The sequence below is a fragment of the Serratia sp. TSA_130.1 genome, assembly GCF_052691795.1.
The window spans coordinates 633,826-654,571 of the sequence record NZ_JBQZFS010000001.1; the positions used below are offsets into that span (position 1 = coordinate 633,826).

Here is a 20,746-nt window from a genome sequence, read left to right on the forward strand (position 1 = left end):
AGCGCTGACACCATGACGGTCTTTCATCGCCTGAACGTCGCCGCCATCGAGCGCGAAACGCCGGACGCCGTAGCCATCACCCTGCGGGTGCCCGAAGAGCTGCAAAACCAATACCGCTACACCCCCGGCCAGCACCTGACGCTCAAGGCGCGGGTCAACGGCGAAGAGCTGCGGCGTTGCTATTCCATCTGCAGTTCACCGCAGGAAGGCCTGCTGCAGATCGGCGTAAAAGCGATTGATCAGGGCCGTTTCTCCGGCTTCGTCAACCGTATGCTGAAAGTCGGCGATGCGCTGGAAGTGATGGTGCCGCAGGGGCGCTTCGGCTATCAGCCGCAGGCGGAGCGCCGCGGCAATTACCTGGCGATCGCCGCCGGCTCCGGCATCACGCCGATGCTGTCGATCATCAAAGCGACGCTGCAGCTCGAACCGGGCAGCAGTTTTACCCTGATCTACGGCAACCGCAACAGCCGTTCGATGATGTTCAAAGAAGCGCTGTCGGATCTGAAAAACCGCTACCCGCAGCGTTTTCAGCCGCTGTACCTGTTCAGCCAGGAGAGCCTCGACAGCCCGCTGCTCAGCGGCCGCATCGATCGTGAACGCCTGACGGCGATCGGCGGCGCGCTGCTGGATTTCCGCGACTATGACCACGCCTTCATCTGCGGGCCGGAATCGATGATGGACGACGCGCAGACCGTGCTGGAACAGGCCGGCGTCCCGGCCAACCACATCCACAGCGAACGTTTCAACACCAGCGGCCTGGTCGCCCGCCCGCGCCACAGCGGCGATCGCAACGCCGCCAGGGTGACAATCCTGCTCGACGGCCGCCGGTTGGATATCGAGCTCGGCGAACAGGACGATAGCATTCTCGACGCCGCGCTGCGCCAGGGCGCCGACCTGCCCTACGCCTGCAAAGGCGGCGTATGCGCCACCTGCAAATGCCGTCTGAAGGCTGGCCAGGTCGAGATGGGTGTCAACTACAGCCTGGAGCCGGATCAGTTGGCGGCGGGCTATGTATTGAGCTGCCAGTCGTGGCCGAAAGGCGACGGCGTGGTATTGGACTTCGACGTCTAGGAGCCGCGATGGATACCCCCTTTATTTTGCGTCAGCAGCAGCACCGCGTGGTCACGCTGACGCTGCACCGCCCGGAGGCGCGCAACGCCCTGAGCACCCCTTGCCTGGAGCAGCTGGTGTTTCTGCTGGATCAGGCCGATGCCGACAGCGGCGTGGGCGCCGTGGTGATCGCCGGCGCGGCGCGTTTCTTCGCCGCCGGGGCCGATCTGCACGAGCTGCAACGGCAGGATCTGCCGGCCGCGCTGGCGGATCGCCGTCCGCAGCTGTGGCAGCGGCTGGCGCAGTTCAGCAAGCCGCTGCTGGCGGCGGTGAACGGCTATGCCCTGGGCGCCGGCTGCGAGTTGGCGCTGGCCTGCGACATCGTTATCGGCGGCGAAAGCGCCCGCTTCGGCCTGCCGGAGATCACCCTCGGCCTGATGCCGGGGGCCGGAGGCACCCAGCGCCTGATCCGCTGCGTCGGTAAGTCGCGCGCCAGCCAGATGGTGCTGACCGGCGAAGCCATCGACGCCCGCACCGCGCTGCAGGCTGGCCTTATCAGCGAAGTGTGCGTCGATGCCCTGACGCTGGAGCGCACGCAGCAGATTGCCGATCGCATCAGCCGTCAGGCGCCGCTGGCGCTGCGCGCCGCCAAGCAGGCGCTGAAACAGGCCGAGGAAACCGGCCTTAGCCAGGGGCTGGCGATGGAGCGTCAGCAGTTCGTCACCCTGGCCGCCACCGACGATCGCCGCGAAGGCATCGCCGCCTTTTTCGAAAAACGTACGCCAAACTATCAGGGGCGCTGATTTATGGATAACGCATTGATTCTCAGCCATCTCGACGCCGGCGTGTTGACGCTGACCCTCAACCGGCCGGATCGGCTCAACAGCTTTAACGACGAGATGCATCGCCAACTGAGCGAAGCGCTGACGCAAGCCGAACGCGACGACAACGTGCGCTGCCTGCTGATCGCCGGCGCCGGCCGCGGTTTCTGCGCCGGGCAGGATCTCAACGATCGCAACGTCAGCGCCGATCAACAGGCGCCGGACCTCGGCCTGTCGGTCGAACGTTTCTACAACCCCCTGATCCGTCGCCTGACCGCCCTGCCCAAACCGGTGGTGTGCGCGGTCAACGGCGTGGCGGCCGGCGCCGGCGCCGCGCTGGCTCTGGCGTGCGACATCGTCATCGCCGCCGACAACGCCGGCTTTATTCAGTCGTTCTGCCGCCTGGGGCTGGTGCCGGATTCCGGCGGCAGCTGGTTCCTGCCGCGGCTGGCCGGCCACGCCCGCGCGATGGGCATGGCCATGCTGGGCGACAAAATCAGCGCCCAACAGGCGCTGGAGTGGGGCATGATCTGGCAGGTGGTGCCGGCGGATGAATTGGCCGACCGCACGCAAACGCTGGCGCGCCATCTGGCCACCCAGCCGACTTACGGTCTGGGGCTAATCAAGAAAGCCATCTACAGTTCGGCCACCAACAGCCTCGATCAACAACTCGATCTGGAGCGCGATCTGCAGCGATTGGGCGGCCGCAGCGACGACTACCGCGAAGGCGTCAGCGCGTTCTTCGCCAAACGCACGCCAAACTTCAGCGGGAAATAGCCATGAACGCGCCCCTTCTTAACGGCCAGGTGGCGGTGATCGGCGCCGGCACCATGGGCATCGGCATTGCGCAGGTGGCCGCCGCCGCCGGTCACCCGGTGCGGCTGTTCGATATCGCCCCCGCCGCCGCCCAGCGCGCGATCGACGAACTCGCTCGCCGCCTGCGGCAGCGGGTCGACGGCGGCAAGGCCGACGCAAACACCACCGAGGCGCTGCTGGCGCGTCTCGAACGCGCCGATTCGCTCGAGCAACTGGCCGACAGCGCGCTGGTGATTGAAGCGGTGGCGGAAAATCTGGCGATCAAGCAGAGCCTGTTCCGCGATCTGGAAGCGGTCTGCTCGCCCACGGCGCTGTTCGCCAGCAATACTTCCTCGCTGTCGATCACCGCCATCGCCGGCGCCTTGCAACACCCGCAGCGCATGGCCGGGCTGCACTTCTTCAACCCGGCACCGCTGATGAAGCTGGTGGAGATCGTCAGCGGTCTGGAGACCGGGGCCGAGACCCTCGCCGCGCTGCAAGCCCTGGCGCAGCGCTGGGGTAAGCAGAGCGTCGTGTGCCGCTCGACGCCGGGATTCATCGTCAACCGCGTGGCGCGGCCGTTCTACGCCGAAAGCTTGCGCGCGCTGGAAGAACGGGTGGCCGACGCCGCCACCCTGGATGCGGTAATGCGCGACGCCGGCGGTTTCGCCATGGGCCCGCTGCAGTTGACCGATCTGATCGGCCAGGACGTCAATTACGCCGTGACCGACTCGGTGTATCAGGCCTTCTACCAGGATCCGCGCTTCACCCCCTCGCTGGTGCAGCAGGAGCTGGTGGCCGCCGGGCGCCTCGGCCGCAAATCCGGCCGCGGCTTCTACCGCTACGACGCGCAACGCCCCACCGCAGAGATGATCGCCTTTGCGCCACCGGCGCAGGCCGCGCTGCCGCAGCGCGTTACGCTGCACGGCGACTGGTCTTCGCTGGCCGATTTGGCGCAGCTGTTAAGCGAAAATGCGGGGGCGATCAAACAACCTGGCCAGACCAGCCCGCACGTCACGATCGACGACGTTACACTGATGTTAACCAATGGTAAAACCGCCGGCCAACTGGCCGACGAACGTGGAATGCCCGTGGTGCTGTTCGATCTCTGTGCCGACTATGCGCATGCCTCCGCCATCGCCATCAGCTGCGCGGCGCAAAACGGCGCGCAACACAATGCCAAAGCGATCCGTCTGCTGCAGTCCCTCGGCAAACGCGTCATCCCGTTGCCGGATTACCCCGGCCTGCTAACGATGCGCACCCTGGCCATGCTGGCCAACGAAGCGCTCGACGTGGTGAACAAAGGCGTCGCCAGCGCCGAGGATACCGATCTGGCGATGCTGCGCGGGGTCAACTATCCGCGCGGCCCGCTCGCCTGGGGCGCCGCGCTCGGCTGGCGCCACATCCTGACGACGCTGGAAAACCTGCAACGCTATTACGGCGAGGCCCGCTATCGCCCGATGCCGCTGCTGCGCCGCTACGCTTCCCCCGCCTCTTTCTCAGGAGCCGAACAATGAACGCCAATACGCCGCGCGCGCTGGCTCAGCGCTGCGCCGAACAGATGTTCCAGCAAGATACCTGCGCTCAGGCGATGGGGATGCACATCGATGCCGTCGACGTAGGGTACGCGCAGGTCAGCATGACCGTCGGCCCGCAGATGCTCAATGGCCACCAGACTTGCCATGGCGGCCAGCTGTTCAGCCTGGCGGATACCGCCTTCGCCTACGCCTGTAACAGCCAGGGGCTGGCGGCGGTGGCTTCCGGCTGCAGCATCGACTTCGTCCGCCCGGCGCTGGCCGGCGATCGCCTCACCGCCAGCGCGCAGATGCGCCATCAGGGCAAAGCCACCGGGCTGTATGACGTCGAAATCGTCAATCAACAGGGCAAAACCGTCGCCTGGTTTCGCGGCCGCGCGCACCGCCTCGGTCACAGCATTTTAGGAGATCAGGCATGAATCAGGCATTTATCTGCGACGGCGTGCGCACCCCGATCGGCCGCTATGGCGGCGCGCTGGCCCAGGTGCGCGCCGACGACCTCGCCGCCCTGCCGCTGCGCGTGCTGCTGGAGCGCTATCCACAGGTGGATTGGGCGCAGCTGGACGATGTGATCCTCGGCTGCGCCAACCAGGCCGGGGAAGACAACCGCAATCTGGCGCGCATGGCGCTGCTGCTGGCCGGGCTGCCGGTCGGCGTTTCCGGCACCACGGTGAACCGCCTGTGCGGTTCGGGTCTGGACGCGCTGGCGATAGCGGCGCGCAGCATCAAAGCCGGCGACGCTGGGCTGATGCTGGCCGGCGGCGCGGAATCGATGACCCGAGCGCCGCTGGTGATGGGCAAGGCCGACAGCGCCTTCAGCCGCCAGGCGCAGTTGTACGACACCACCCTCGGCTGGCGCTTCGTCAACCCGCGCATGCAGGCCGAGTTCGGCACCGATTCGATGCCGGAGACCGCCGAAAACGTCGCGGCGCAGTTCAACATCAGCCGCGCCGATCAGGACGCCTTTGCGCTGCGCAGCCAGCAGCGCGCCGCCCGGGCGCAGGCGCTGGGATACCTGGCGCAGGAGATAGCGCCGGTCAGCCTCACCGGTAAAAAAGGCGCAGTCACCCTGTTCAGCCAGGATGAACACCCGCGCGCCGACACCACCTTCGATCAGCTGCAGGCGCTGAAAACCCCGTTCCGTCAGCCCGGCAGCGTCACCGCCGGCAACGCCTCGGGGCTGAACGACGGCGCGGCCGCGCTGATCGTCGCCTCCGAAGCGATGGCGGCGCGCCAGGGCCTGACGCCGCGCGCGCGCATCCTTGCCACCGCCACCTGCGGCGTGGAGCCGCGGCTGATGGGCATCGGCCCGCTGCCGGCCACCCGCAAGGTGCTGGAGATCGCCGGGCTGAGCCTGGCGCAGATGGACGTCATCGAACTGAACGAAGCGTTCGCCGCCCAGGCGTTGGCGGTGATGCGCCAGCTTGGCCTGCCGGACGATGCCCCGCAGGTCAACCCCAACGGCGGCGCGATCGCTCTGGGGCACCCGCTGGGCATGAGCGGCGCGCGCCTGGCGCTGGCCGCCCTGTTTGAACTGGAACGGCGAGCCGGCCGCTACGCTCTGTGCACCATGTGCATCGGCGTGGGCCAAGGCATCGCCATGATCATTGAGCGTGTCTGACCCCTGAGGCTAACCATGACAATAAATCCACAGCCCCTCGAAACGATCGAATTCGCCTCGCGCGATGAGATTGAAGCGTTGCAGTTGGCGCGTTTGAAGTGGACGCTGCACCACACCTACGACAATGTGCCGATGTACAAGCGCAAGTTCGATCAGGCGGGCGTACACCCCGACGATCTTAAGCAGCTGAGCGATCTGGCGCGCTTCCCCTACACCACCAAGCAGGATCTGCGCGACAACTACCCGTTCGACACCTTCGCGGTGCCGATGGAACAGGTAGTGCGCATCCACGCCTCCTCGGGCACCACCGGCCGCCCGACGGTGGTGGGCTACACCCAGCGCGACATCGATAACTGGGCCGATATCGTCGCCCGCTGCCTGCGCGCCGGCGGCGCCACCGCCAAAGACAAGGTGCACGTCGCCTACGGTTACGGCCTGTTTACCGGCGGCCTGGGGGCGCACTACGGCGCGGAGCGGCTCGGCGCCACGGTGATCCCGATGTCCGGCGGCCAGACGGAACGCCAGGCGCAGCTGATCCTCGATTTCAAACCCGACATCATCATGGTGACGCCGTCCTACTGCCTGACGCTGATCGATGAACTGGAGCGCAAAATGGGCGGCGACGCGCGCGGCTGCTCGCTGCGGCTCGGCGTGTTCGGCGCCGAACCCTGGACCGAAGCCCTGCGCCACGAAATCGAAACCCGCATGGGCATCAAGGCGCTGGATATTTACGGCCTATCGGAGGTGATGGGGCCGGGCGTGGCGATGGAATGTCTGGAAAGCGGCGGCGGCCCCACCATTTGGGAAGACCACTTCCTGCCGGAGATCATCTGCCCGGAGACCGGTATCGCCCTGCCGGACGGCGAGCACGGCGAACTGGTGTTCACCACCCTGACCAAAGAGGCGCTGCCGGTGATCCGCTACCGCACCCGCGATCTCACCCGGCTGCTGCCGGGCGACGCGCGCCAGATGCGCCGCATGGGCAAAATCACCGGCCGCTCCGACGACATGCTGATCATCCGCGGCGTCAACGTCTTCCCGTCGCAGGTGGAAGAACAGATCATGCAGTTCGAGCAGCTGTCGCCGCACTATCAACTGCAGGTCAGCCGCAGCGGGCATCTGGACACGCTGGCGGTGCGCGTCGAGCTGAAAGAATCGGCGCTCAGCCTCAGCCATCAGCAGCGTTGCGATATCTGCCACCAGCTGCGCCACCACATCAAATCGATCGTGGGCGTCAGCACCGACGTCAGCATCGCCAACTGCGGCGATATTCCGCGCTCGGAAGGCAAGGCGCAGCGCGTGGTCGATCTGCGGCCGCGCTGAGGCGCACGGCGTCACGGATGACGCCGCCCCAAATCAAATTATGGTAATGTTGTGGCTCATCGAAGGCTAACCCATGGAAAAATATGGAACATAAACTGGATGAGTTCATTCGCCATGCCGTCGACGCCCAGCCGATCAGCGGCACGTCGCTGATCATTTCGCTGTACGGCGACGCGCTCAGCCACCGCGGCGGCGAAGTGTGGCTCGGCAGCCTGAGCGCGCTGCTGGAGGCCTTCGGTTTCGGCGATCGCTTCGTGCGCACCTCGGTGTTCCGCCTGCAGAAAGAGGGGTGGCTGGCGGTGGAGAAAATCGGCCGCCGCAGCTTCTACCGCGTGACCGAGCAGGGCATGCGCCAGTTCCGCCACGCCGAATCGAAGATCTATCTGCGCGAGCAGCCCGCCTGGGACGGCAAATGGGAGCTGTTGCTGCTGGAATGCGCCGAAAAAAACGCGCGCGCGCGGCTGAAAAAAGAGCTGGGCTGGCTCGGGTTCGGGCAGATCGCCAACAACCTGATGGCCGCCCCCACCCATGCGCAAACCGACGTGACGGCGCTGCTCGGCGAATTGAACGCCAGCGAGCAGGTGATCTACTTCCGCGCCGATTACCCCTACAATCGCTCCGAGCAAACGCTGCAGAAACTGGTGGCCGACTGCTGGTCATTGAGCGAGGTAGCGGCCGGTTATCATGAGTTTATCGTCTCTTTCCGGCCGCTGATGGCGCTGCTGCGCGAAGTCGACCCGGCGGCGCTGACGCCGCTGCGCTGTTTCCAGATTAAGCTATTATTGATTCACTTCTTCCGTCGCGTGGTGTTGAAAGATCCGCTGCTGCCGGACGCGCTGCTGCCCGCCCAGTGGGAGGGCCAGATCGCCCGCAATCTGTGCATCAATCTCTATCAGCAGGTCGATCGCGCCGCGACGGACTACGTCAGCGCGCTGGCGGAGACCACCATCGGCGCCCTGCCCGCGCCGGCCGCCGGCTACTATCGGCGCTTCGGCGGCCTGCCGCGCGACCCTACATGTTAAGGAACTCACGCTATGCCTGTGTATCAGATTGACGGCCTGACGCCGGTCGTTGACCCCAGCAGTTACGTGCACCCGACGGCGGTGCTGATTGGCGACGTGATCGTCGGCAAACACGTGTATATCGGCCCGAACGCCAGCCTGCGCGGCGATTTTGGCCGCCTGGTGATCTGCGACGGCGCCAACATTCAGGACAACTGCGTGATGCACGGCTTCCCGCAGCAGGACACGGTGGTGGAAGAAGACGGCCATATCGGCCACGGCGCCATCCTGCACGGCTGCCGCATTCGCCGCAACGCGATGGTGGGCATGAACGCGGTGGTGATGGACGGTGCGGAGATCGGCGAGAACACCATCGTCGGCGCGATGGCGTTCGTCAAAGCCGCGGCGGTGATCGAAGCCAACAAGCTGGTGGTCGGCAGCCCGGCGCGCGTGCTGCGCGATCTGACCGAACAGGAGCTGGCCTGGAAGATCGCCGGCACCCGCGAGTATCAGGATTTGGTGCAGCGCTGCAAATCCTCGCTGCACGAAGTGGCGCCGCTGACCGAAATCGAACCGGGCCGCCGGCGCCTGAGCTTCGGCGACCACCTGATCCCGAAAAGCCAGCTTTAATCCCCGGGGCTGAGATGCGCCTCAGCCCCTCCCCTTATTACTCCACCTCCGGCGCCTTGAACGGCGACGGCGTAGCCGCGCGGCGGCTCTGGAAGTGATAAGCCGCCACCAGCAGCAAAGTGAACGGAATACCGAACCACAGCGTCATGCGGAAGAATTCGGTAAACGCCGTCGAGATCATCAACGCCGTCATCAGCCCGGCGCCGAGCAAGGTGGTATAGGGAAAGCCCCACATGCGAAATTTCAGGTGGGTCTGCCGATGCCGGCGGCGGAAGAACAGGTGGGTAACGAAAATCATCAGCCAGGTAAAGCAGGCGCCATACACCGAGATAGACATCATGGCGGCGAACGAGGTTTCCGGCGCCACCAGGCTCAGCACGATAGACACCACGATACCGATGCACGACATCGCCAGCGCATTGACCGGAATACCGCGCCGGCTGACGCGCCCCAACGCCGCCGGCGCCTGCCCGGCGCGCGACAGCGAGAACATCATGCGAGTGGTGATATACAGCTGGCTGTTCATTGCCGACAGCGCCGCCACCAGCACGATAAAGTTGAAAATACCGGCGGCGGCGGGCAGATGGATCACGTTCATCGCCATCAGGAACGGGCTTTCGCCGGTGCCGGACTGGCGCCAGGGCACGATGGCCAGCATCAGGGCGATCGACAGCATGTAGAAGATGAACAGCCGCACGATGGTGCCCTTGAACGCCGCCTTCACCGCAATTACCGGATTCTTCGCCTCGCCGGCGGCCACCGCGATCATTTCAATGCTCAGGTAGCTGAAGATGGACACGATCACCGCGAACCACATGCCCTTGACGCCAAACGGCATAAAGCCGCCGGCGGTCAGGTTGCGCAGACCATAGGCCGGGTTGCCCGAGAACGCCAGAATGCCGATGCCGATCAGAATAAACGCCACGATCGCCGTCACTTTGACGGTGGACAGCGCGTATTCCACCTGGCCGAACGATTTCACGCCGATCACGTTAACGACGATCACCGCCGCCGAGAACAGCAGCACCCACGGCCAGGTCGGCGTCGCCGGGAACCAGAACTGCATGTACATGCCGATGGCGGTGACTTCGGTGCCCACCGCCAGCACCACGCAGGACCAGTAAGAGTAACGCACCAGAAAACCGAACAGCGGGCCGAGGTAGAATTCGGCGTAGTCGCCGAACGAGCCGGGCGTCGGGTGTTCGGAGGTCATTTCCGCCAGGCTGCCCATCAGCAGCAGCGCAATGACGCCACCGATCAGGTAGCTCAGCAATACCGACGGCCCCGCCATCTGAATGGCGTAGGCGCTGCCGAGAAACAGCCCGGTGCCGATGGCGCCGCCGATCGCCAGCATCGACATCTGCCCGGCGGTAAGATGCTTGTTCAACCCGCCCTGGCGGCGGGCGATATGCTCAAAATCATTCATCTGTGGCATGGCTGGGTTCCCGAGCGGAGTTAGGCGGTGCGGGTGACGTCGAGGATCGCGGCGGTCACATAGTCGATGTTGCCGGGGTTAAGCCCCGGCAGACACATGCGGCCGGGCGAGACCAGATAGATGGCGTAGCGCTGCCGCAGGGTCTGCAGCTGCGCTTCGTTCAGGCCGGTATAGCTGAACATGCCGCGCTGCTCGCGAATGCGCCGGTGATCCAGCGAAGAGCCGCCCTGCGCCAGCCCGGCGGCCAGCTGTTCACGCATTTGCTTGATGCGCGAGCGCATTTCCGCCAGCTCATCGCGCCAAAGCTCGCCGAGTTCGGCATCGCCAAGCAGGGTTTCCACGATCTGGCTGCCGTGCGTCGGCGGGCAGGAATAGCTGCGGCGGATCAGCGTTTTTAACGCCCCTTTGACGTTGGCGGCATTTTCCGCGTCGGCGCAGCGCACCGACAGCGCGCCCAGACGCTGGCCGTACAGCGCGACGTTTTTGGAAAACGAATTGCAGACCAAAAACGGCAGATCGGTTTTCAGCGCTTCGCGCAATGCAAAGCAGTCCTCCTCCAGCCCGTCGCCGAAGCCCTGATAGGCGATGTCGAACAGCGGCAGCAGGCTGCGTCGCTGCAGCACGGCGAGCGTGGCGCGCCACTGCTCCGCCGTCAGATCGGTGCCGGTCGGGTTATGGCAACAAGGGTGCAGCAAGACCACGCTGCCGGGCGGCAGGCTGTCCAACGCGTCGAGCATGGCGGCGAAACGCAGGCCGCCCGCCGCTTCATCAAAGTAGGGATAGGTATTCACCCGCAGCCCGGCGCCTTCGAAAATCGCCCAGTGATTGGCCCAGGTAGGATCGGACACCCAGATTTCACCGCGCGCCAGAAAGTGGCGCAAAAAATCCGCCGCCAGCTTCAACGCGCCGGAGCCGCCGACGGTCTGCACCGTGGCGATCTCGGCCGCCTGTTGCTCACCGAACAGCAGCGCCTGCACCTGGCGGGCGAACTGCGGCGAACCTTCGATCGGCGGATAACCGTGCGGGCGGCGCAGCGCCAGCAACCGCTGCTCGGCCGCCTCAACCGCCTGCATCAGCGGAATATTCCCCTGCCGATCGTAATACAGCCCAATGCCTAAATTCACTTTTTTCGGATTGGGATCCTGCAAATAGGCTTCCATCAGCGACATAATAGGATCGGCGGCGGAAGGTGCAATCTGTTTAAACATGACGCATCCTTAACTCGTTATTGAATTAATATGAAGACAGGCTTAAGGAGAAATTAAATCAGGCGATGGCGCTGACGGTAATTTCTATTTTCATTCCGGGCACCACCAATTTCTCGACGATAACCGTGGAGCGATTGGGATAAGGATAATTAAAGTATTTCCGGTAAATATCATCGAGCCATTTAACGTCGTTAACGTCGGTAAGATACACGATCACCTGCAGCACCTTATCGCTGTGGCTGCCCGCCACCTTCAGCGTCTGCGCCAGGTTATCGAAGGTCAGCGCAATCTGTCGCTCCGGCGCGCCGGTGTCGATGCTGCCGTCCGCCCGCACCGGGCCATGGGCGGTAAACAGCATGCCGCCGCCCCGGGTGGCCCAGGAAAAAGGCTGGCCGATATCCGGCAGCCCGGTCTCTACAATCTCGCGCATGTCAGTGGTTCCCGTGGTGGTCAAGTTGGCGAAGCAGCGCGCCGTCGGCGGCGAACAACGCATCCAGGATGGTGAAATGGTTGGCGCCTGGCACCGCGACCAGTTCAGCCGGCAGCCCGCGTTGGCGCAGCGCCGCATGATAGTGTTGCGACTGACCTCTCAGTTCCGGCAGCTCCAATGCGCCGTAATACAGCGTAAGCGGCTTGCCGCGCGTCGGCAGGCGGCGCGCCGGGCTGAGCGTTTCAATTTGCCGCGTGGTCAACTGCAGCGCCCGATTGACATAACTTTGTTGCAGCGGCGCCAGCTCGAACAGGCCGCTGATGGGAAAGACGGCATCCACCAACGCATGCTGCTGCCAGAGCGCCGCCAGCTGCCCGCCGGCGGAATGGCCGCACAGATAAACCGGATGGGCGTAGTGCGGCGGCAGGCGGCGCTGAATGGCATCCAGCGCCATTCCGATCTGTCGGCATATTTCGTCGAGATCCACCGCCGGTGCGAGCGCATATTCCACCAACACCACGTCCAAACCCAACGCCAGCGGCCCGGCGGCGATAAAGGCGAAATCCGCCTTATCGCAAAATTGCCAATAGCCGCCGTGAATAAAAATTAACGTCCCCTGATGCTGCTTTGCAGAATAGAGCCAATCAAATGTTTCGCGTTCGCCGTTGCCATAAGCAATATTATTTTCATGGCGCGTCTGTTTATAAACAGCCGCGCTGCGGGTTTGAAATGAAGTCAAAATAGCCGCTTCATTATCCACCGTGGCGCCGTTGTCATAACTCCCCGCAAGTGGTTTCATATATTAAACTTCGTTTATTATTTAAGATGTGAATTAACTATTAGCACCGACAAAATTATTGTCAAGACGGGCGCATCAGCAATGCGCGCCCGGTAAAATAAAACCTGATGAATAATGAAAAAGTTTAACCCATGAAACTTTTTGCGTTTATTTCCCCCGCCCGTCCAGCTGAATTTGCGGCAAGGCGCTGAGCCGTTCAAATGCATAATCCCAAAAGGCACGCACCTTCAGCGGCATGTGCTGCGCCTGCTGCGCCACCAGCTGTACCGGCATCGGCAACGGCTCATGATCCGTCAACAGCCGCACCAGCGTACCGGCGGCCAAATCGTCCGCCACCTGATACGAGAGCAACCGGGCGACGCCCTTGCCGGCGCGCACCGCCAGCAGTTGCGCTTCCACGTCGTTGAGCAACAGCCGGGGCGTCAATCGCACGCGCTCGCCGTTTTCCTGCGGGCCGAAGCGCCATTCGCGCAGCGACGGCCGCTGGGTGCCGACGATGGTGGCGTGCTCCGCCAGCTGCGCCGGCGATCGCGGTTCACCGCAGCGCGCCAGGTAATCCGGGCTGGCGACCGTCACCCGGCTGACCTGCCCCAGGCGCCGCGCCACGCGGGAAGAGTCCTGCAGATGACCGATGCGCACCGCGATATCCAACCCTTCGTCAATCAGATCGAGATTGCGATCGTTCAATACCATTTCGATCTGCATCTGCGGGTAATCATCGAGAAATGCCATCACCACCGGCGCCACGTACCGGCGGCCGAACTGCACCGGCGAGGTAACGCGCAGCAAGCCGCTCAGCTGCGCTTCGGCGGTATCCTGCACCACCGCCTGATAATCCTGCAGCAGCCGTTGCGCGCGCTCCAACAGCCGCGCACCCGCCTCGGTGGGCGCCAGCCGCCGGGTCGTGCGCTCCACCAATCGGGTGCCGAAACGCTGTTCCAGCGCGGCGATGGCCCGGGTGATCGCCGGCGCCGAACGCCGCAGTTTGCGCCCGGCCGCCGCCAGGCTGCCTTGCTGCACCACCGCCACGAAAATCGCCAACTCGTCTAACCGATCCATAGATTCTTCCGAAAAGTGAAATTATCAATTTCCACATTGCCGGATTTCGCTCGTTCAACGCAAGAGTATGCTGACAAAAAGCACTGAGGAGAAACGCCATGTCCACCATCACACTCTACGGCACCCCGCTTTCCGGCCACGTTCATCGCGTGGCGTTGCTGCTGCGCATGCTGGCGCTGCCCTATGCATGGGTCGAAGCCTCGGCGGACGTACGGCAGAGCGCAGCCTTCCGCCGGCTCAACCCGTTCGGCCAGATCCCGGTCTTGCAGGATGGCGATCTGACGCTGGCCGACAGCAACGCCATTCTGGTCTATCTGGTGAAGCGCTATGCGCCGGACAGCCACTGGCTGCCGGAACAGCCGGCCGCGGCGGCGCGAGTGCAGGCCTGGCTTTCCAAAGCCGCCGGTGAAGTCCGCTACGGCCCGGCGGCCTGCCGACTGATCGCCCAATTCGCCGTGCCGGAGGACTATCAGGCGGCGCGGGCGGTCAGCGATCGTTTCCTGCCGCAGATGGAACAGCATCTGAGCGAGCGGGACTACCTGGCCACCGAACACCCCACCATCGCCGATCTGGCCTGCCACAGCTACGTGGCGGTCGCGGCTGAAGGCGGCATTTCACTGTCGCCTTACCCTGCGATACGTCGCTGGGCGGCGCGCATCGCTGCACTGCCCGGCTTCTTTGCCATGCCGGCCCTGCCGGAACCGGCGGGGAGCTGACGCCATGATCCCTCAACTGTTCCATCCCGATGAGCTGCGCGCGCAGACGCTGGCCGGGTTTGGCAGCGTAGGCGGCGGCATCTACCCCGCGATGCCGGATCAGCATCGCGCGTTTTTCGCCGCGCTGCCCTACCTGTTTGTCGCCACGCTGGATGAACAAGGCTGGCCCATCGCCACCCTGTTCACCGGCCCGCCCGGATTTTTACGCACGCCGGACGACACGCATTTACGCATCAGCGCGCCGCGCCGCGGCGACGATCCCGCCCAGGCGCTGTTGCTGCCCGGCAAGCCGGTCGGCGCGCTGGGGCTGGATTTCAGCAACCGGCGGCGCAACCGCGCCAACGGCGCCATCGGCCGCACCGACAAAAACCGGGTGGAAATCCTCGTTCAGCAAAGCTTCGGCAACTGCCCGCAGTACATTCAGCGCCGCGAACTCTACCCGGTGGACAGCCGGCCGCAGCCGATTGAGCATTTGGCCGTGCTGGATGCGGCGGCGCAGGCGCTGATCCGCGCCGCGGACACCTGCTTCGTCGCCAGCTGCGCGCACCTGGCACTGGCGCAGGGCGGCGTGGATATTTCCCATCGCGGCGGCCGCCCCGGCTTTATCCACCTGGAAGGTGACACGCTGTGGATGCCGGACTTTCGCGGCAACCGCTACATGAACACGCTGGGCAATCTGCTGGCCGAACCGCGGGCGGCGCTGCTGTTCATCGATTTCGATCGCGGCGACGTGCTGCATCTGCAGGGGGAAACGCAAATCCTCTGGCAGGCGGAAGGGGATCCCGGCGTCGAAGGGGCGGAACGCTATTGGCGATTTGACGTGCGCCGCGCCTGGCGTTTTGCGGCGGCGTTGCCGTGGCGGGGGCGTAATCTGGAGTATTCGCCGGCGACGCTGGCGACCGGGGTGTGGCGCCGCTGAGCTGAAATGAAAAGCCCCGCGGCGGCGGGGCTGGATCGGAAATTACAGGCTGTGTTCGGCCGCCGATGCGGCCTGATAAAGCTGACGAAAATAATTTAACCGCGCAAAGAACAGGCGGCTTTGCTGCTCCGACATATTGCCGGCCACCTGCCCGGCGTCAATCTGCCGCCCTTGCCATTCCATCAGGGCAATGCTCGACGCCAAAAAATCCATTTCGCTGCCGTAGGCCGCGAGATGCCTGTCCACTGATTTCATCATTCGCACACTCCTTTTAATCACATCGAAAAGGGTCATATGCCTGCTCTTTCAGTATCGGCTCGCCGGCGGATGTTTTTTGTACAGAAGGTGCGCATGAAGAAAACGCTCATCTTGTCGCCACCTTGACAAACGGCGGCGGCAAAATTTGCTAGGGTAAAGGGTAGCCGTATGGGATAGACCATTCTGTTGAACTCAGCAAAGGAAGAGACCAATGAGCACCAGCATCAGCGCTACCCTCAAGGATCCCACGCTGTTCCGCGAGGCCAATTACATCGACGGGCAATGGTTGCCGGCCAAAGCAGGCCACACGATCGCCATTCATAACCCCGCCAACGGCGAGCTGGTCGGCCATGTGCCGGCCTTCGGCGCCGAAGAAACCGCGCGCGCCATCGCCGCCGCCAAAAAGGCGCTGCCCGCCTGGCGTGCGCTGACCGCCAAAGCGCGCGCCGGCAAGCTGCGGCGGCTGTTTGAATTGATGATGGAAAATCAGGAGGATCTGGCGCGCATCATGACGGCGGAACAGGGCAAACCGCTGGCCGAAAGCCGCGGTGAAATCGCCTATGCCGCCTCCTTTATCGAATGGTTCGCCGAGGAAGGCAAGCGGGTGTATGGCGACACGATTCCGCAGCCGCAGGCCGGTCGCCGCATCATCGTGCAAAAAGAGCCGATCGGCGTGTTCGCCGCCATCACTCCGTGGAACTTCCCGGCGGCGATGATCACCCGCAAAGCCGGCCCCGGCTGGGCGACGGGCTGCACCGGGGTGATCCGCCCCGCCAGCCAGACCCCGTTCTCGGCGCTGGCGATCGCCGTACTTGCGGAGCGCGCCGGGCTGCCCGCCGGGGTGTGCAACGTGATAACAGGCCCCAGCAAAGGCATCGGCGGCGAACTCACCGCCAACCCGGACGTGCGTAAACTCTCCTTCACCGGCAGCACCGAAGTGGGGGCGCAGCTGCTGGCCCAGTGTGCGCCCACCATCAAGAAAACCAGCATGGAGCTGGGCGGCAACGCGCCGTTTATCGTGTTTGACGACGCCGATCTGGACGCCGCCGTGGCCGGCGCGGTCGCCTCGAAATACCGCAACGCCGGCCAGACCTGCGTCTGCACCAACCGTTTTCTGGTGCAAGACGGCGTATACGATGCCTTCGCCGCCAAACTGAAAGCCGCCGTCGCCAAGCTGAAAGTCGGCAACGGCCTGGATGACGGCGTCACCATCGGCCCGTTGATTAACCCGGACGCGGTGGAGAAAGTGCGCGAGCACATCGCCGACGCCGTCGAGCACGGCGCCTCGGTGCTGCTGGGCGGCAAGCCTGACGCGCTGGGCGGCAATTTCTTCAGCCCGACCATCCTGACCGACGTGCCGCGCACGGCGAAAATCTTCCGCGAGGAGACGTTCGGCCCGGTGGCGCCCCTGATCCGCTTCAGCCAGGAAGCCGACGCCGTCGAACTGGCCAACGACACGCCGTTCGGCCTGGCCGCTTACTTCTACAGCCGCGACATCGGCCGGGTGATGCGCGTGGCCGAAGCGCTGGAGTACGGCATTGTCGGCATCAACGAAGGGCTGATCTCCACCGAAGTGGCGCCGTTCGGCGGCATGAAACACTCCGGTTTGGGCCGTGAAGGCTCAAAATACGGCATCGAAGACTATCTCGAGATCAAATACCTGTGCCTCGGCGGCCTGGGCGCCTGATGCGAGGGTCCCCGCGTCTGCGGGGGCCCTGTCTGGCGGTTTTGGGGAGCCTTTGCTACCTTTAGGCATCTTTTCAGCGGTTAAAAGGAATTGCCTCTATGCAGCCTCTCTCGGTACACCTGCCCGGTTTTTACGTCGTCGGCCTGACAATCAGAACCACCAATCAGGACGAAACCCAGCCCGAGACGGCTAAAATCCCGGCGCTGTGGTCAGACTTTTTCGCCACGTCGCCCGCCATGCCGGTTTACGGGGTCTACTCCAATTACGCCTCCGACGCCAGCGGGCCGTTTGACGTCACCGCCGGCAGCGCGGCAGAGAGCGGTTTGCACATCCAACCCGGCCGCTATCTGGTGTTCCAGGCCCGTGGCGCCATGCCGGCGGCGGTTATCGCAGGCTGGCAAGCCATCTGGGCCTACTTCGAGCAACACCCGGAAATCGAACGTCGCTTCCTGACCGACTTCGAAGCCTATACCGGCCCCGACGCAGCCGATATCCATATCGGCTGCCGCTAACGCGACAGTGAGGTCAACAATGATGACGCTCTCCCCCGCCATTCCGATCCTGCGTATCTTTTCAGTCGACAAGGCCAAAGAGTTTTATCTGGATTTTCTCGGTTTCACGCTGGCGTGGGAGCACCGTTTCAGCAAAGATCTGCCGCTGTACATGCAGATCGCCCGCTCAGAGCTGACGCTGCACCTGAGCGAACACTATGGCGACAGCACGCCCGGCGCCGCCATTTTCATCCCGGTGCACGATATCGACGCGCTGCACCAGGAGCTCACGGCCAAAAACTATCGCTATGCCAGGCCGGGGCTGGAGGTTGTCGACTGGGGCAAAGAGCTCAACCTCACCGATCCGTTCGGCAACCGCCTGCGGTTTTGCGAACAGAGCCCCCCGGCCTGATCGGCGTTATGGTCGGTAGTCCGCCTCGCTGACCGGCTCCAGCCAGGTCACCGGGCTACCGTCCACCGCTTCGGCGATGGCGATATGGGTCATGGCGGTGTCCGGTGTCGCACCGTGCCAGTGTTTGACGTCGGCCGGTATCCAAACGATATCGCCGGGGTGCATCTCCTGCGTCTTCTCGCCCCACATCTGGATCCACCCGCGCCCCTGAGTGACGATCAGCGTCTGGCCGAGCGGATGCGTATGCCATGCCGTGCGGGCGCCGGGTTCGAAGGTGACGGTCGCGCCGCCCACCCTGGCCGGCGCATCACCGGCGAACGGCGCGTCGATGCGTACCTGCCCGGTAAAGTAATCCGCCGAACCGCGCTGTGATGGGATAGAACCGCTGCGTTGTATTTTCATCTGTCGTGTCCTCCGCGCCGGATCTCACAGCCGGCGCTGATAATCATGAGTGAGTGATGTCAAGATAGCGCCATGCTTTTCCGGCGACTAGCGGGTAGAATGCGCAAGGAGCTATGAGCTCAATTCATAAATCTACGCGCGACAGTGCGCTCACCCTCCTCTTCGGTGCCGATATGTTGAAAGAAAACTTTAACGATCTGATCGCTTTCCTGATGGTGGCCAGGGAGCGCAGCTTCACCAAAGCGGCGGCACAGCTTGGGGTTTCCCAATCGGCGCTCAGCCACGCTATTCGCGGCCTAGAAGAACGCCTGGCGCTGCGTTTGCTCACGCGCACCACTCGCAGCGTCGCCCCCACCGAGGCCGGTGAGCGGTTGCTCAACAGCATTGGTCCACGCTTTGCGGAGATAGAAAACGAGCTGAACGCGCTGGGTGAAATGCGCGATCGGCCCGCCGGCAACATCCGCATCACCGCCGGCGAACACGCGGTGGATGCGGTGCTATGGCCGGTGCTGCGCACTTTTCTCGTCGATTACCCGGATATCAACGTGGAAATCACCATCGACAACAGCCTGACCGACATCGTCGCCGGGCGATTCGACGCCGGCATTCGGCTGGGGGAACAGGTAGCGAAGGACATGGTCGCGGTGCGCATCGGGCCGGATATGCGCATGGTGCCCGTCGCCTCCCCTGACTATTTCGCCCGTTACGGCCTCCCCGCTACGCCGCAAGCGCTGCAAAACCATCGCTGCATCAACATGCGCCTGCCCACCCTCGGCGGGCTGTACGCCTGGGAATTTGCCCGCGATGGCCGGGAGATCAAAGTGCGGGTGGAGGGGCAACTGACCTTCAACAGCCTGCGCCAGCGAATCGACGCCGCGCAGCTCGGCCTCGGCATCGCCTTTGTGCCGGAAGATACCGTCGCCGAGCCGCTGGCCGACGGGCGGTTGCAGATGGCGCTGGACGACTGGTGTCCGCCGTTTCCCGGTTATTACCTCTATTATCCAAGCCGCAGGCAACACACCACCGCCTTTGCGCTGCTGATTGAGGCGCTGCGGCGCGGGGCTTAACGCCCGACGTTTTTCTGCAGATGCGCCGGGTAGCGATCGCCAATCACGTCGATAGCGGAGAGCGCACGCTCAATCTCACCCAGTTCGTCCGCCGCCAACACCACCGACGCCGCCGCAAGATTTTCTTCCAGCCGGTGACGCTTGGTGGTTCCCGGGATCGGCACGATCCACGGCTGCTGCGCCAGCAGCCAGGCCAGGGCGATCTGCGCCGGCGTCACGCCCTTGCGCTGCGCTATCTGCCCCAGCACGCTCACCAGCGCCTGATTGGCCCGGCGCGCTTCGGCGCTGAAGCGCGGCACCACGTTGCGAAAATCGCCGCTGTCAAAGGTGGTGTCCTCGGTGATGGCGCCGGTGAGAAAGCCCTTGCCGAGCGGGCTGAATGGCACCAGACCGATGCCCAGCGCTGCCAGCGTCGGCAAGATTTCACGCTCCGGCTCGCGCCACCACAGCGAATATTCGCTTTGCAGCGCCGTGACCGGTTGCACCGCGTGAGCTCGCCGAATGGTTTGCGCACCGGCTTCCGACAGGCCGAAATACTTCACTTTCCCTTCGCGAATCAGTTGCTGCACCGTACCGGCCACCTCCTCGATAGGCACCTCGGGATCGACACGGTGCTGATACAGCAAATCGATCGTCTCCACCCGCAGGCGCTTCAACGAACCTTCCACCGCCTGGCGAATATGCTCCGGACGGCTGTTCAACACCTGCTGCCCCGCCGGCTGCGGCAAGTCGAAACCGAACTTGGTGGCGATGACGACCCGATCGCGCACCGGCGCCAGCGCTTCGCCCAACAATTCCTCGTTCGTGAACGGACCGTAAATCTCCGCGGTATCGAAGAACGTCACGCCTTCGTCGACCGCGGCGCGGATCAGATCGATCGCCTGCCGTTTATCGGTGGCCGGGCCGTAGCCAAAGCTCAGTCCCATACAGCCCAACCCCAACGCCGAGACTTCCAGCCCTTCGCGCCCCAATTTGCGTGTTTGCATCTTCACTCCCCCACTGATTGATACCGGCCCCGCCTGACGCGGCGCCGTTCCGGTGTGGTGACTGTAAAACGCGACTGCCGCCATGACTATGGGGCGAAATA

The 20,746-nt window shown here is 64.0% G+C and carries 23 protein-coding genes; 15 read left to right on the forward strand and 8 right to left on the reverse strand.

The window, feature by feature from the left end; genetic code table 11:
* Positions 1-12 precede the first annotated feature (12 nt).
* The 9 genes from paaE to paaY all read left to right on the forward strand — a co-directional run bounded on the left by paaE (position 13) and on the right by paaY (position 8,776).
* Positions 13-1,071, forward strand: coding sequence for a 1,2-phenylacetyl-CoA epoxidase subunit PaaE (gene paaE, locus ACUTQY_RS03005; protein ID WP_033643610.1), 1,059 nt, complete (start codon positions 13-15; stop codon positions 1,069-1,071).
* A gap of 8 nt (positions 1,072-1,079) precedes the next feature.
* Entirely contained in the window at positions 1,080-1,853 is a 774-nt protein-coding gene (gene paaF, locus ACUTQY_RS03010) for a 2,3-dehydroadipyl-CoA hydratase PaaF (RefSeq protein ID WP_033643611.1), read from the forward strand.
* A gap of 3 nt (positions 1,854-1,856) precedes the next feature.
* Complete coding sequence (gene paaG / locus ACUTQY_RS03015; RefSeq protein ID WP_033643612.1) at positions 1,857-2,648, forward strand: 2-(1,2-epoxy-1,2-dihydrophenyl)acetyl-CoA isomerase PaaG; 792 nt, start codon at positions 1,857-1,859, stop codon at positions 2,646-2,648.
* Positions 2,649-2,650: 2 nt separating this feature from the next.
* Positions 2,651-4,183 carry a 3-hydroxyacyl-CoA dehydrogenase gene (locus ACUTQY_RS03020; protein ID WP_046687373.1) on the forward strand — a complete coding sequence of 511 codons (1,533 nt, stop codon included), beginning with the start codon at positions 2,651-2,653 and terminating at the stop codon, positions 4,181-4,183.
* On the forward strand, positions 4,180-4,620 hold the full coding sequence (gene paaI, locus ACUTQY_RS03025; protein ID WP_033643614.1) for a hydroxyphenylacetyl-CoA thioesterase PaaI: 441 nt from the start codon (positions 4,180-4,182) through the stop codon (positions 4,618-4,620). Before ACUTQY_RS03020 ends, paaI begins: the two co-directional genes overlap by 4 nt.
* The gene (pcaF, locus tag ACUTQY_RS03030) at positions 4,617-5,822 is read left to right on the forward strand and encodes a 3-oxoadipyl-CoA thiolase (RefSeq protein ID WP_033643615.1); all 1,206 of its coding nucleotides are present in this window, start codon (positions 4,617-4,619) and stop codon (positions 5,820-5,822) included. Before paaI ends, pcaF begins: the two co-directional genes overlap by 4 nt.
* A gap of 15 nt (positions 5,823-5,837) precedes the next feature.
* On the forward strand, positions 5,838-7,145 hold the full coding sequence (gene paaK, locus ACUTQY_RS03035; RefSeq protein WP_046687374.1) for a phenylacetate--CoA ligase PaaK: 1,308 nt from the start codon (positions 5,838-5,840) through the stop codon (positions 7,143-7,145).
* A gap of 83 nt (positions 7,146-7,228) precedes the next feature.
* Positions 7,229-8,167, forward strand: coding sequence for a phenylacetic acid degradation operon negative regulatory protein PaaX (gene paaX, locus ACUTQY_RS03040; protein WP_046687375.1), 939 nt, complete (start codon positions 7,229-7,231; stop codon positions 8,165-8,167).
* A 12-nt stretch (positions 8,168-8,179) separates the two neighbouring features.
* Positions 8,180-8,776 carry a phenylacetic acid degradation protein PaaY gene (gene paaY, locus ACUTQY_RS03045; protein WP_033643617.1) on the forward strand — a complete coding sequence of 199 codons (597 nt, stop codon included), beginning with the start codon at positions 8,180-8,182 and terminating at the stop codon, positions 8,774-8,776.
* A gap of 37 nt (positions 8,777-8,813) precedes the next feature.
* Here paaY and ACUTQY_RS03050 read toward each other — a convergent pair whose 3' ends face one another.
* The 5 genes from ACUTQY_RS03050 to ACUTQY_RS03070 all read right to left on the reverse strand — a co-directional run bounded on the left by ACUTQY_RS03050 (position 8,814) and on the right by ACUTQY_RS03070 (position 13,707).
* The gene (locus ACUTQY_RS03050) at positions 8,814-10,211 is read right to left on the reverse strand and encodes an amino acid permease (RefSeq protein WP_046687376.1); all 1,398 of its coding nucleotides are present in this window, start codon (positions 10,209-10,211) and stop codon (positions 8,814-8,816) included.
* Between the two features lie 20 nt (positions 10,212-10,231).
* Positions 10,232-11,419: an amino acid aminotransferase gene (locus ACUTQY_RS03055; protein ID WP_033643619.1), complete on the reverse strand. Its 1,188-nt coding sequence runs from the start codon at positions 11,417-11,419 to the stop codon at positions 10,232-10,234.
* A gap of 58 nt (positions 11,420-11,477) precedes the next feature.
* Positions 11,478-11,849 carry a RidA family protein gene (locus ACUTQY_RS03060; RefSeq protein WP_046687377.1) on the reverse strand — a complete coding sequence of 124 codons (372 nt, stop codon included), beginning with the start codon at positions 11,847-11,849 and terminating at the stop codon, positions 11,478-11,480.
* Between the two features lies 1 nt (position 11,850).
* A complete protein-coding gene (locus ACUTQY_RS03065; RefSeq protein WP_046687378.1) occupies positions 11,851-12,648 on the reverse strand; it encodes an alpha/beta hydrolase in 798 nt (265 codons plus the stop codon).
* A gap of 147 nt (positions 12,649-12,795) precedes the next feature.
* Positions 12,796-13,707 carry a LysR family transcriptional regulator gene (locus ACUTQY_RS03070; RefSeq protein ID WP_033643624.1) on the reverse strand — a complete coding sequence of 304 codons (912 nt, stop codon included), beginning with the start codon at positions 13,705-13,707 and terminating at the stop codon, positions 12,796-12,798.
* A gap of 98 nt (positions 13,708-13,805) precedes the next feature.
* Here ACUTQY_RS03070 and ACUTQY_RS03075 point away from each other — a divergent pair, with 98 nt between their 5' ends.
* On the forward strand, positions 13,806-14,423 hold the full coding sequence (locus tag ACUTQY_RS03075) for a glutathione S-transferase family protein (RefSeq protein WP_046687379.1): 618 nt from the start codon (positions 13,806-13,808) through the stop codon (positions 14,421-14,423).
* A 4-nt stretch (positions 14,424-14,427) separates the two neighbouring features.
* Entirely contained in the window at positions 14,428-15,342 is a 915-nt protein-coding gene (locus tag ACUTQY_RS03080; protein WP_033643626.1) for a pyridoxamine 5'-phosphate oxidase family protein, read from the forward strand.
* A gap of 42 nt (positions 15,343-15,384) precedes the next feature.
* Here the strand turns inward: ACUTQY_RS03080 and ACUTQY_RS03085 are convergent, their stop codons facing one another.
* The gene (locus ACUTQY_RS03085; protein ID WP_004935234.1) at positions 15,385-15,600 is read right to left on the reverse strand and encodes a glycogen synthase; all 216 of its coding nucleotides are present in this window, start codon (positions 15,598-15,600) and stop codon (positions 15,385-15,387) included.
* 211 nt (positions 15,601-15,811) lie between these two features.
* Between ACUTQY_RS03085 and gabD the strand changes: the two genes are divergently transcribed.
* The 3 genes from gabD to ACUTQY_RS03100 all read left to right on the forward strand — a co-directional run bounded on the left by gabD (position 15,812) and on the right by ACUTQY_RS03100 (position 18,190).
* Positions 15,812-17,287 carry an NADP-dependent succinate-semialdehyde dehydrogenase gene (gabD, locus tag ACUTQY_RS03090; RefSeq protein WP_342188163.1) on the forward strand — a complete coding sequence of 492 codons (1,476 nt, stop codon included), beginning with the start codon at positions 15,812-15,814 and terminating at the stop codon, positions 17,285-17,287.
* Positions 17,288-17,385: 98 nt separating this feature from the next.
* A complete protein-coding gene (locus ACUTQY_RS03095) occupies positions 17,386-17,799 on the forward strand; it encodes a GyrI-like domain-containing protein (RefSeq protein WP_033643629.1) in 414 nt (137 codons plus the stop codon).
* Between the two features lie 22 nt (positions 17,800-17,821).
* On the forward strand, positions 17,822-18,190 hold the full coding sequence (locus ACUTQY_RS03100; RefSeq protein ID WP_033644308.1) for a glyoxalase superfamily protein: 369 nt from the start codon (positions 17,822-17,824) through the stop codon (positions 18,188-18,190).
* Between the two features lie 6 nt (positions 18,191-18,196).
* On the opposite strand, the gene ACUTQY_RS03105 is transcribed toward ACUTQY_RS03100, so the two are convergent.
* Positions 18,197-18,592, reverse strand: coding sequence for a (R)-mandelonitrile lyase (locus tag ACUTQY_RS03105; RefSeq protein WP_033643630.1), 396 nt, complete (start codon positions 18,590-18,592; stop codon positions 18,197-18,199).
* 173 nt (positions 18,593-18,765) lie between these two features.
* On the opposite strand from ACUTQY_RS03105, the gene ACUTQY_RS03110 reads away from it, so the two are divergent.
* Positions 18,766-19,659: a LysR family transcriptional regulator gene (locus ACUTQY_RS03110; protein WP_033644309.1), complete on the forward strand. Its 894-nt coding sequence runs from the start codon at positions 18,766-18,768 to the stop codon at positions 19,657-19,659.
* Here the strand turns inward: ACUTQY_RS03110 and ACUTQY_RS03115 are convergent.
* Positions 19,656-20,645, reverse strand: coding sequence for an aldo/keto reductase (locus ACUTQY_RS03115; protein ID WP_033643631.1), 990 nt, complete (start codon positions 20,643-20,645; stop codon positions 19,656-19,658). The genes ACUTQY_RS03110 and ACUTQY_RS03115 overlap by 4 nt on opposite strands.
* Between the last annotated feature and the right edge of the window lie 101 nt (positions 20,646-20,746).

Bases quoted from the DNA above. Each gene is read 5' to 3' on its own strand.
- paaE (WP_033643610.1), top strand. From the start codon at position 13: ATGACGGTCTTTCATCGCCTGAACGTCGCCGCCATCGAGCGCGAAACG.
- paaF (WP_033643611.1), top strand. From the start codon at position 1,080: ATGGATACCCCCTTTATTTTGCGTCAGCAGCAGCACCGCGTGGTCACG.
- paaG (WP_033643612.1), top strand. From the start codon at position 1,857: ATGGATAACGCATTGATTCTCAGCCATCTCGACGCCGGCGTGTTGACG.
- ACUTQY_RS03020 (WP_046687373.1), top strand. From the start codon at position 2,651: ATGAACGCGCCCCTTCTTAACGGCCAGGTGGCGGTGATCGGCGCCGGC.
- paaI (WP_033643614.1), top strand. From the start codon at position 4,180: ATGAACGCCAATACGCCGCGCGCGCTGGCTCAGCGCTGCGCCGAACAG.
- pcaF (WP_033643615.1), top strand. From the start codon at position 4,617: ATGAATCAGGCATTTATCTGCGACGGCGTGCGCACCCCGATCGGCCGC.
- paaK (WP_046687374.1), top strand. From the start codon at position 5,838: ATGACAATAAATCCACAGCCCCTCGAAACGATCGAATTCGCCTCGCGC.
- paaX (WP_046687375.1), top strand. From the start codon at position 7,229: ATGGAACATAAACTGGATGAGTTCATTCGCCATGCCGTCGACGCCCAG.
- paaY (WP_033643617.1), top strand. From the start codon at position 8,180: ATGCCTGTGTATCAGATTGACGGCCTGACGCCGGTCGTTGACCCCAGC.
- ACUTQY_RS03050 (WP_046687376.1), bottom strand. From the start codon at position 10,211: ATGCCACAGATGAATGATTTTGAGCATATCGCCCGCCGCCAGGGCGGG.
- ACUTQY_RS03055 (WP_033643619.1), bottom strand. From the start codon at position 11,419: ATGTTTAAACAGATTGCACCTTCCGCCGCCGATCCTATTATGTCGCTG.
- ACUTQY_RS03060 (WP_046687377.1), bottom strand. From the start codon at position 11,849: ATGCGCGAGATTGTAGAGACCGGGCTGCCGGATATCGGCCAGCCTTTT.
- ACUTQY_RS03065 (WP_046687378.1), bottom strand. From the start codon at position 12,648: ATGAAACCACTTGCGGGGAGTTATGACAACGGCGCCACGGTGGATAAT.
- ACUTQY_RS03070 (WP_033643624.1), bottom strand. From the start codon at position 13,707: ATGGATCGGTTAGACGAGTTGGCGATTTTCGTGGCGGTGGTGCAGCAA.
- ACUTQY_RS03075 (WP_046687379.1), top strand. From the start codon at position 13,806: ATGTCCACCATCACACTCTACGGCACCCCGCTTTCCGGCCACGTTCAT.
- ACUTQY_RS03080 (WP_033643626.1), top strand. From the start codon at position 14,428: ATGATCCCTCAACTGTTCCATCCCGATGAGCTGCGCGCGCAGACGCTG.
- ACUTQY_RS03085 (WP_004935234.1), bottom strand. From the start codon at position 15,600: ATGATGAAATCAGTGGACAGGCATCTCGCGGCCTACGGCAGCGAAATG.
- gabD (WP_342188163.1), top strand. From the start codon at position 15,812: ATGAGCACCAGCATCAGCGCTACCCTCAAGGATCCCACGCTGTTCCGC.
- ACUTQY_RS03095 (WP_033643629.1), top strand. From the start codon at position 17,386: ATGCAGCCTCTCTCGGTACACCTGCCCGGTTTTTACGTCGTCGGCCTG.
- ACUTQY_RS03100 (WP_033644308.1), top strand. From the start codon at position 17,822: ATGACGCTCTCCCCCGCCATTCCGATCCTGCGTATCTTTTCAGTCGAC.
- ACUTQY_RS03105 (WP_033643630.1), bottom strand. From the start codon at position 18,592: ATGAAAATACAACGCAGCGGTTCTATCCCATCACAGCGCGGTTCGGCG.
- ACUTQY_RS03110 (WP_033644309.1), top strand. From the start codon at position 18,766: ATGTTGAAAGAAAACTTTAACGATCTGATCGCTTTCCTGATGGTGGCC.
- ACUTQY_RS03115 (WP_033643631.1), bottom strand. From the start codon at position 20,645: ATGCAAACACGCAAATTGGGGCGCGAAGGGCTGGAAGTCTCGGCGTTG.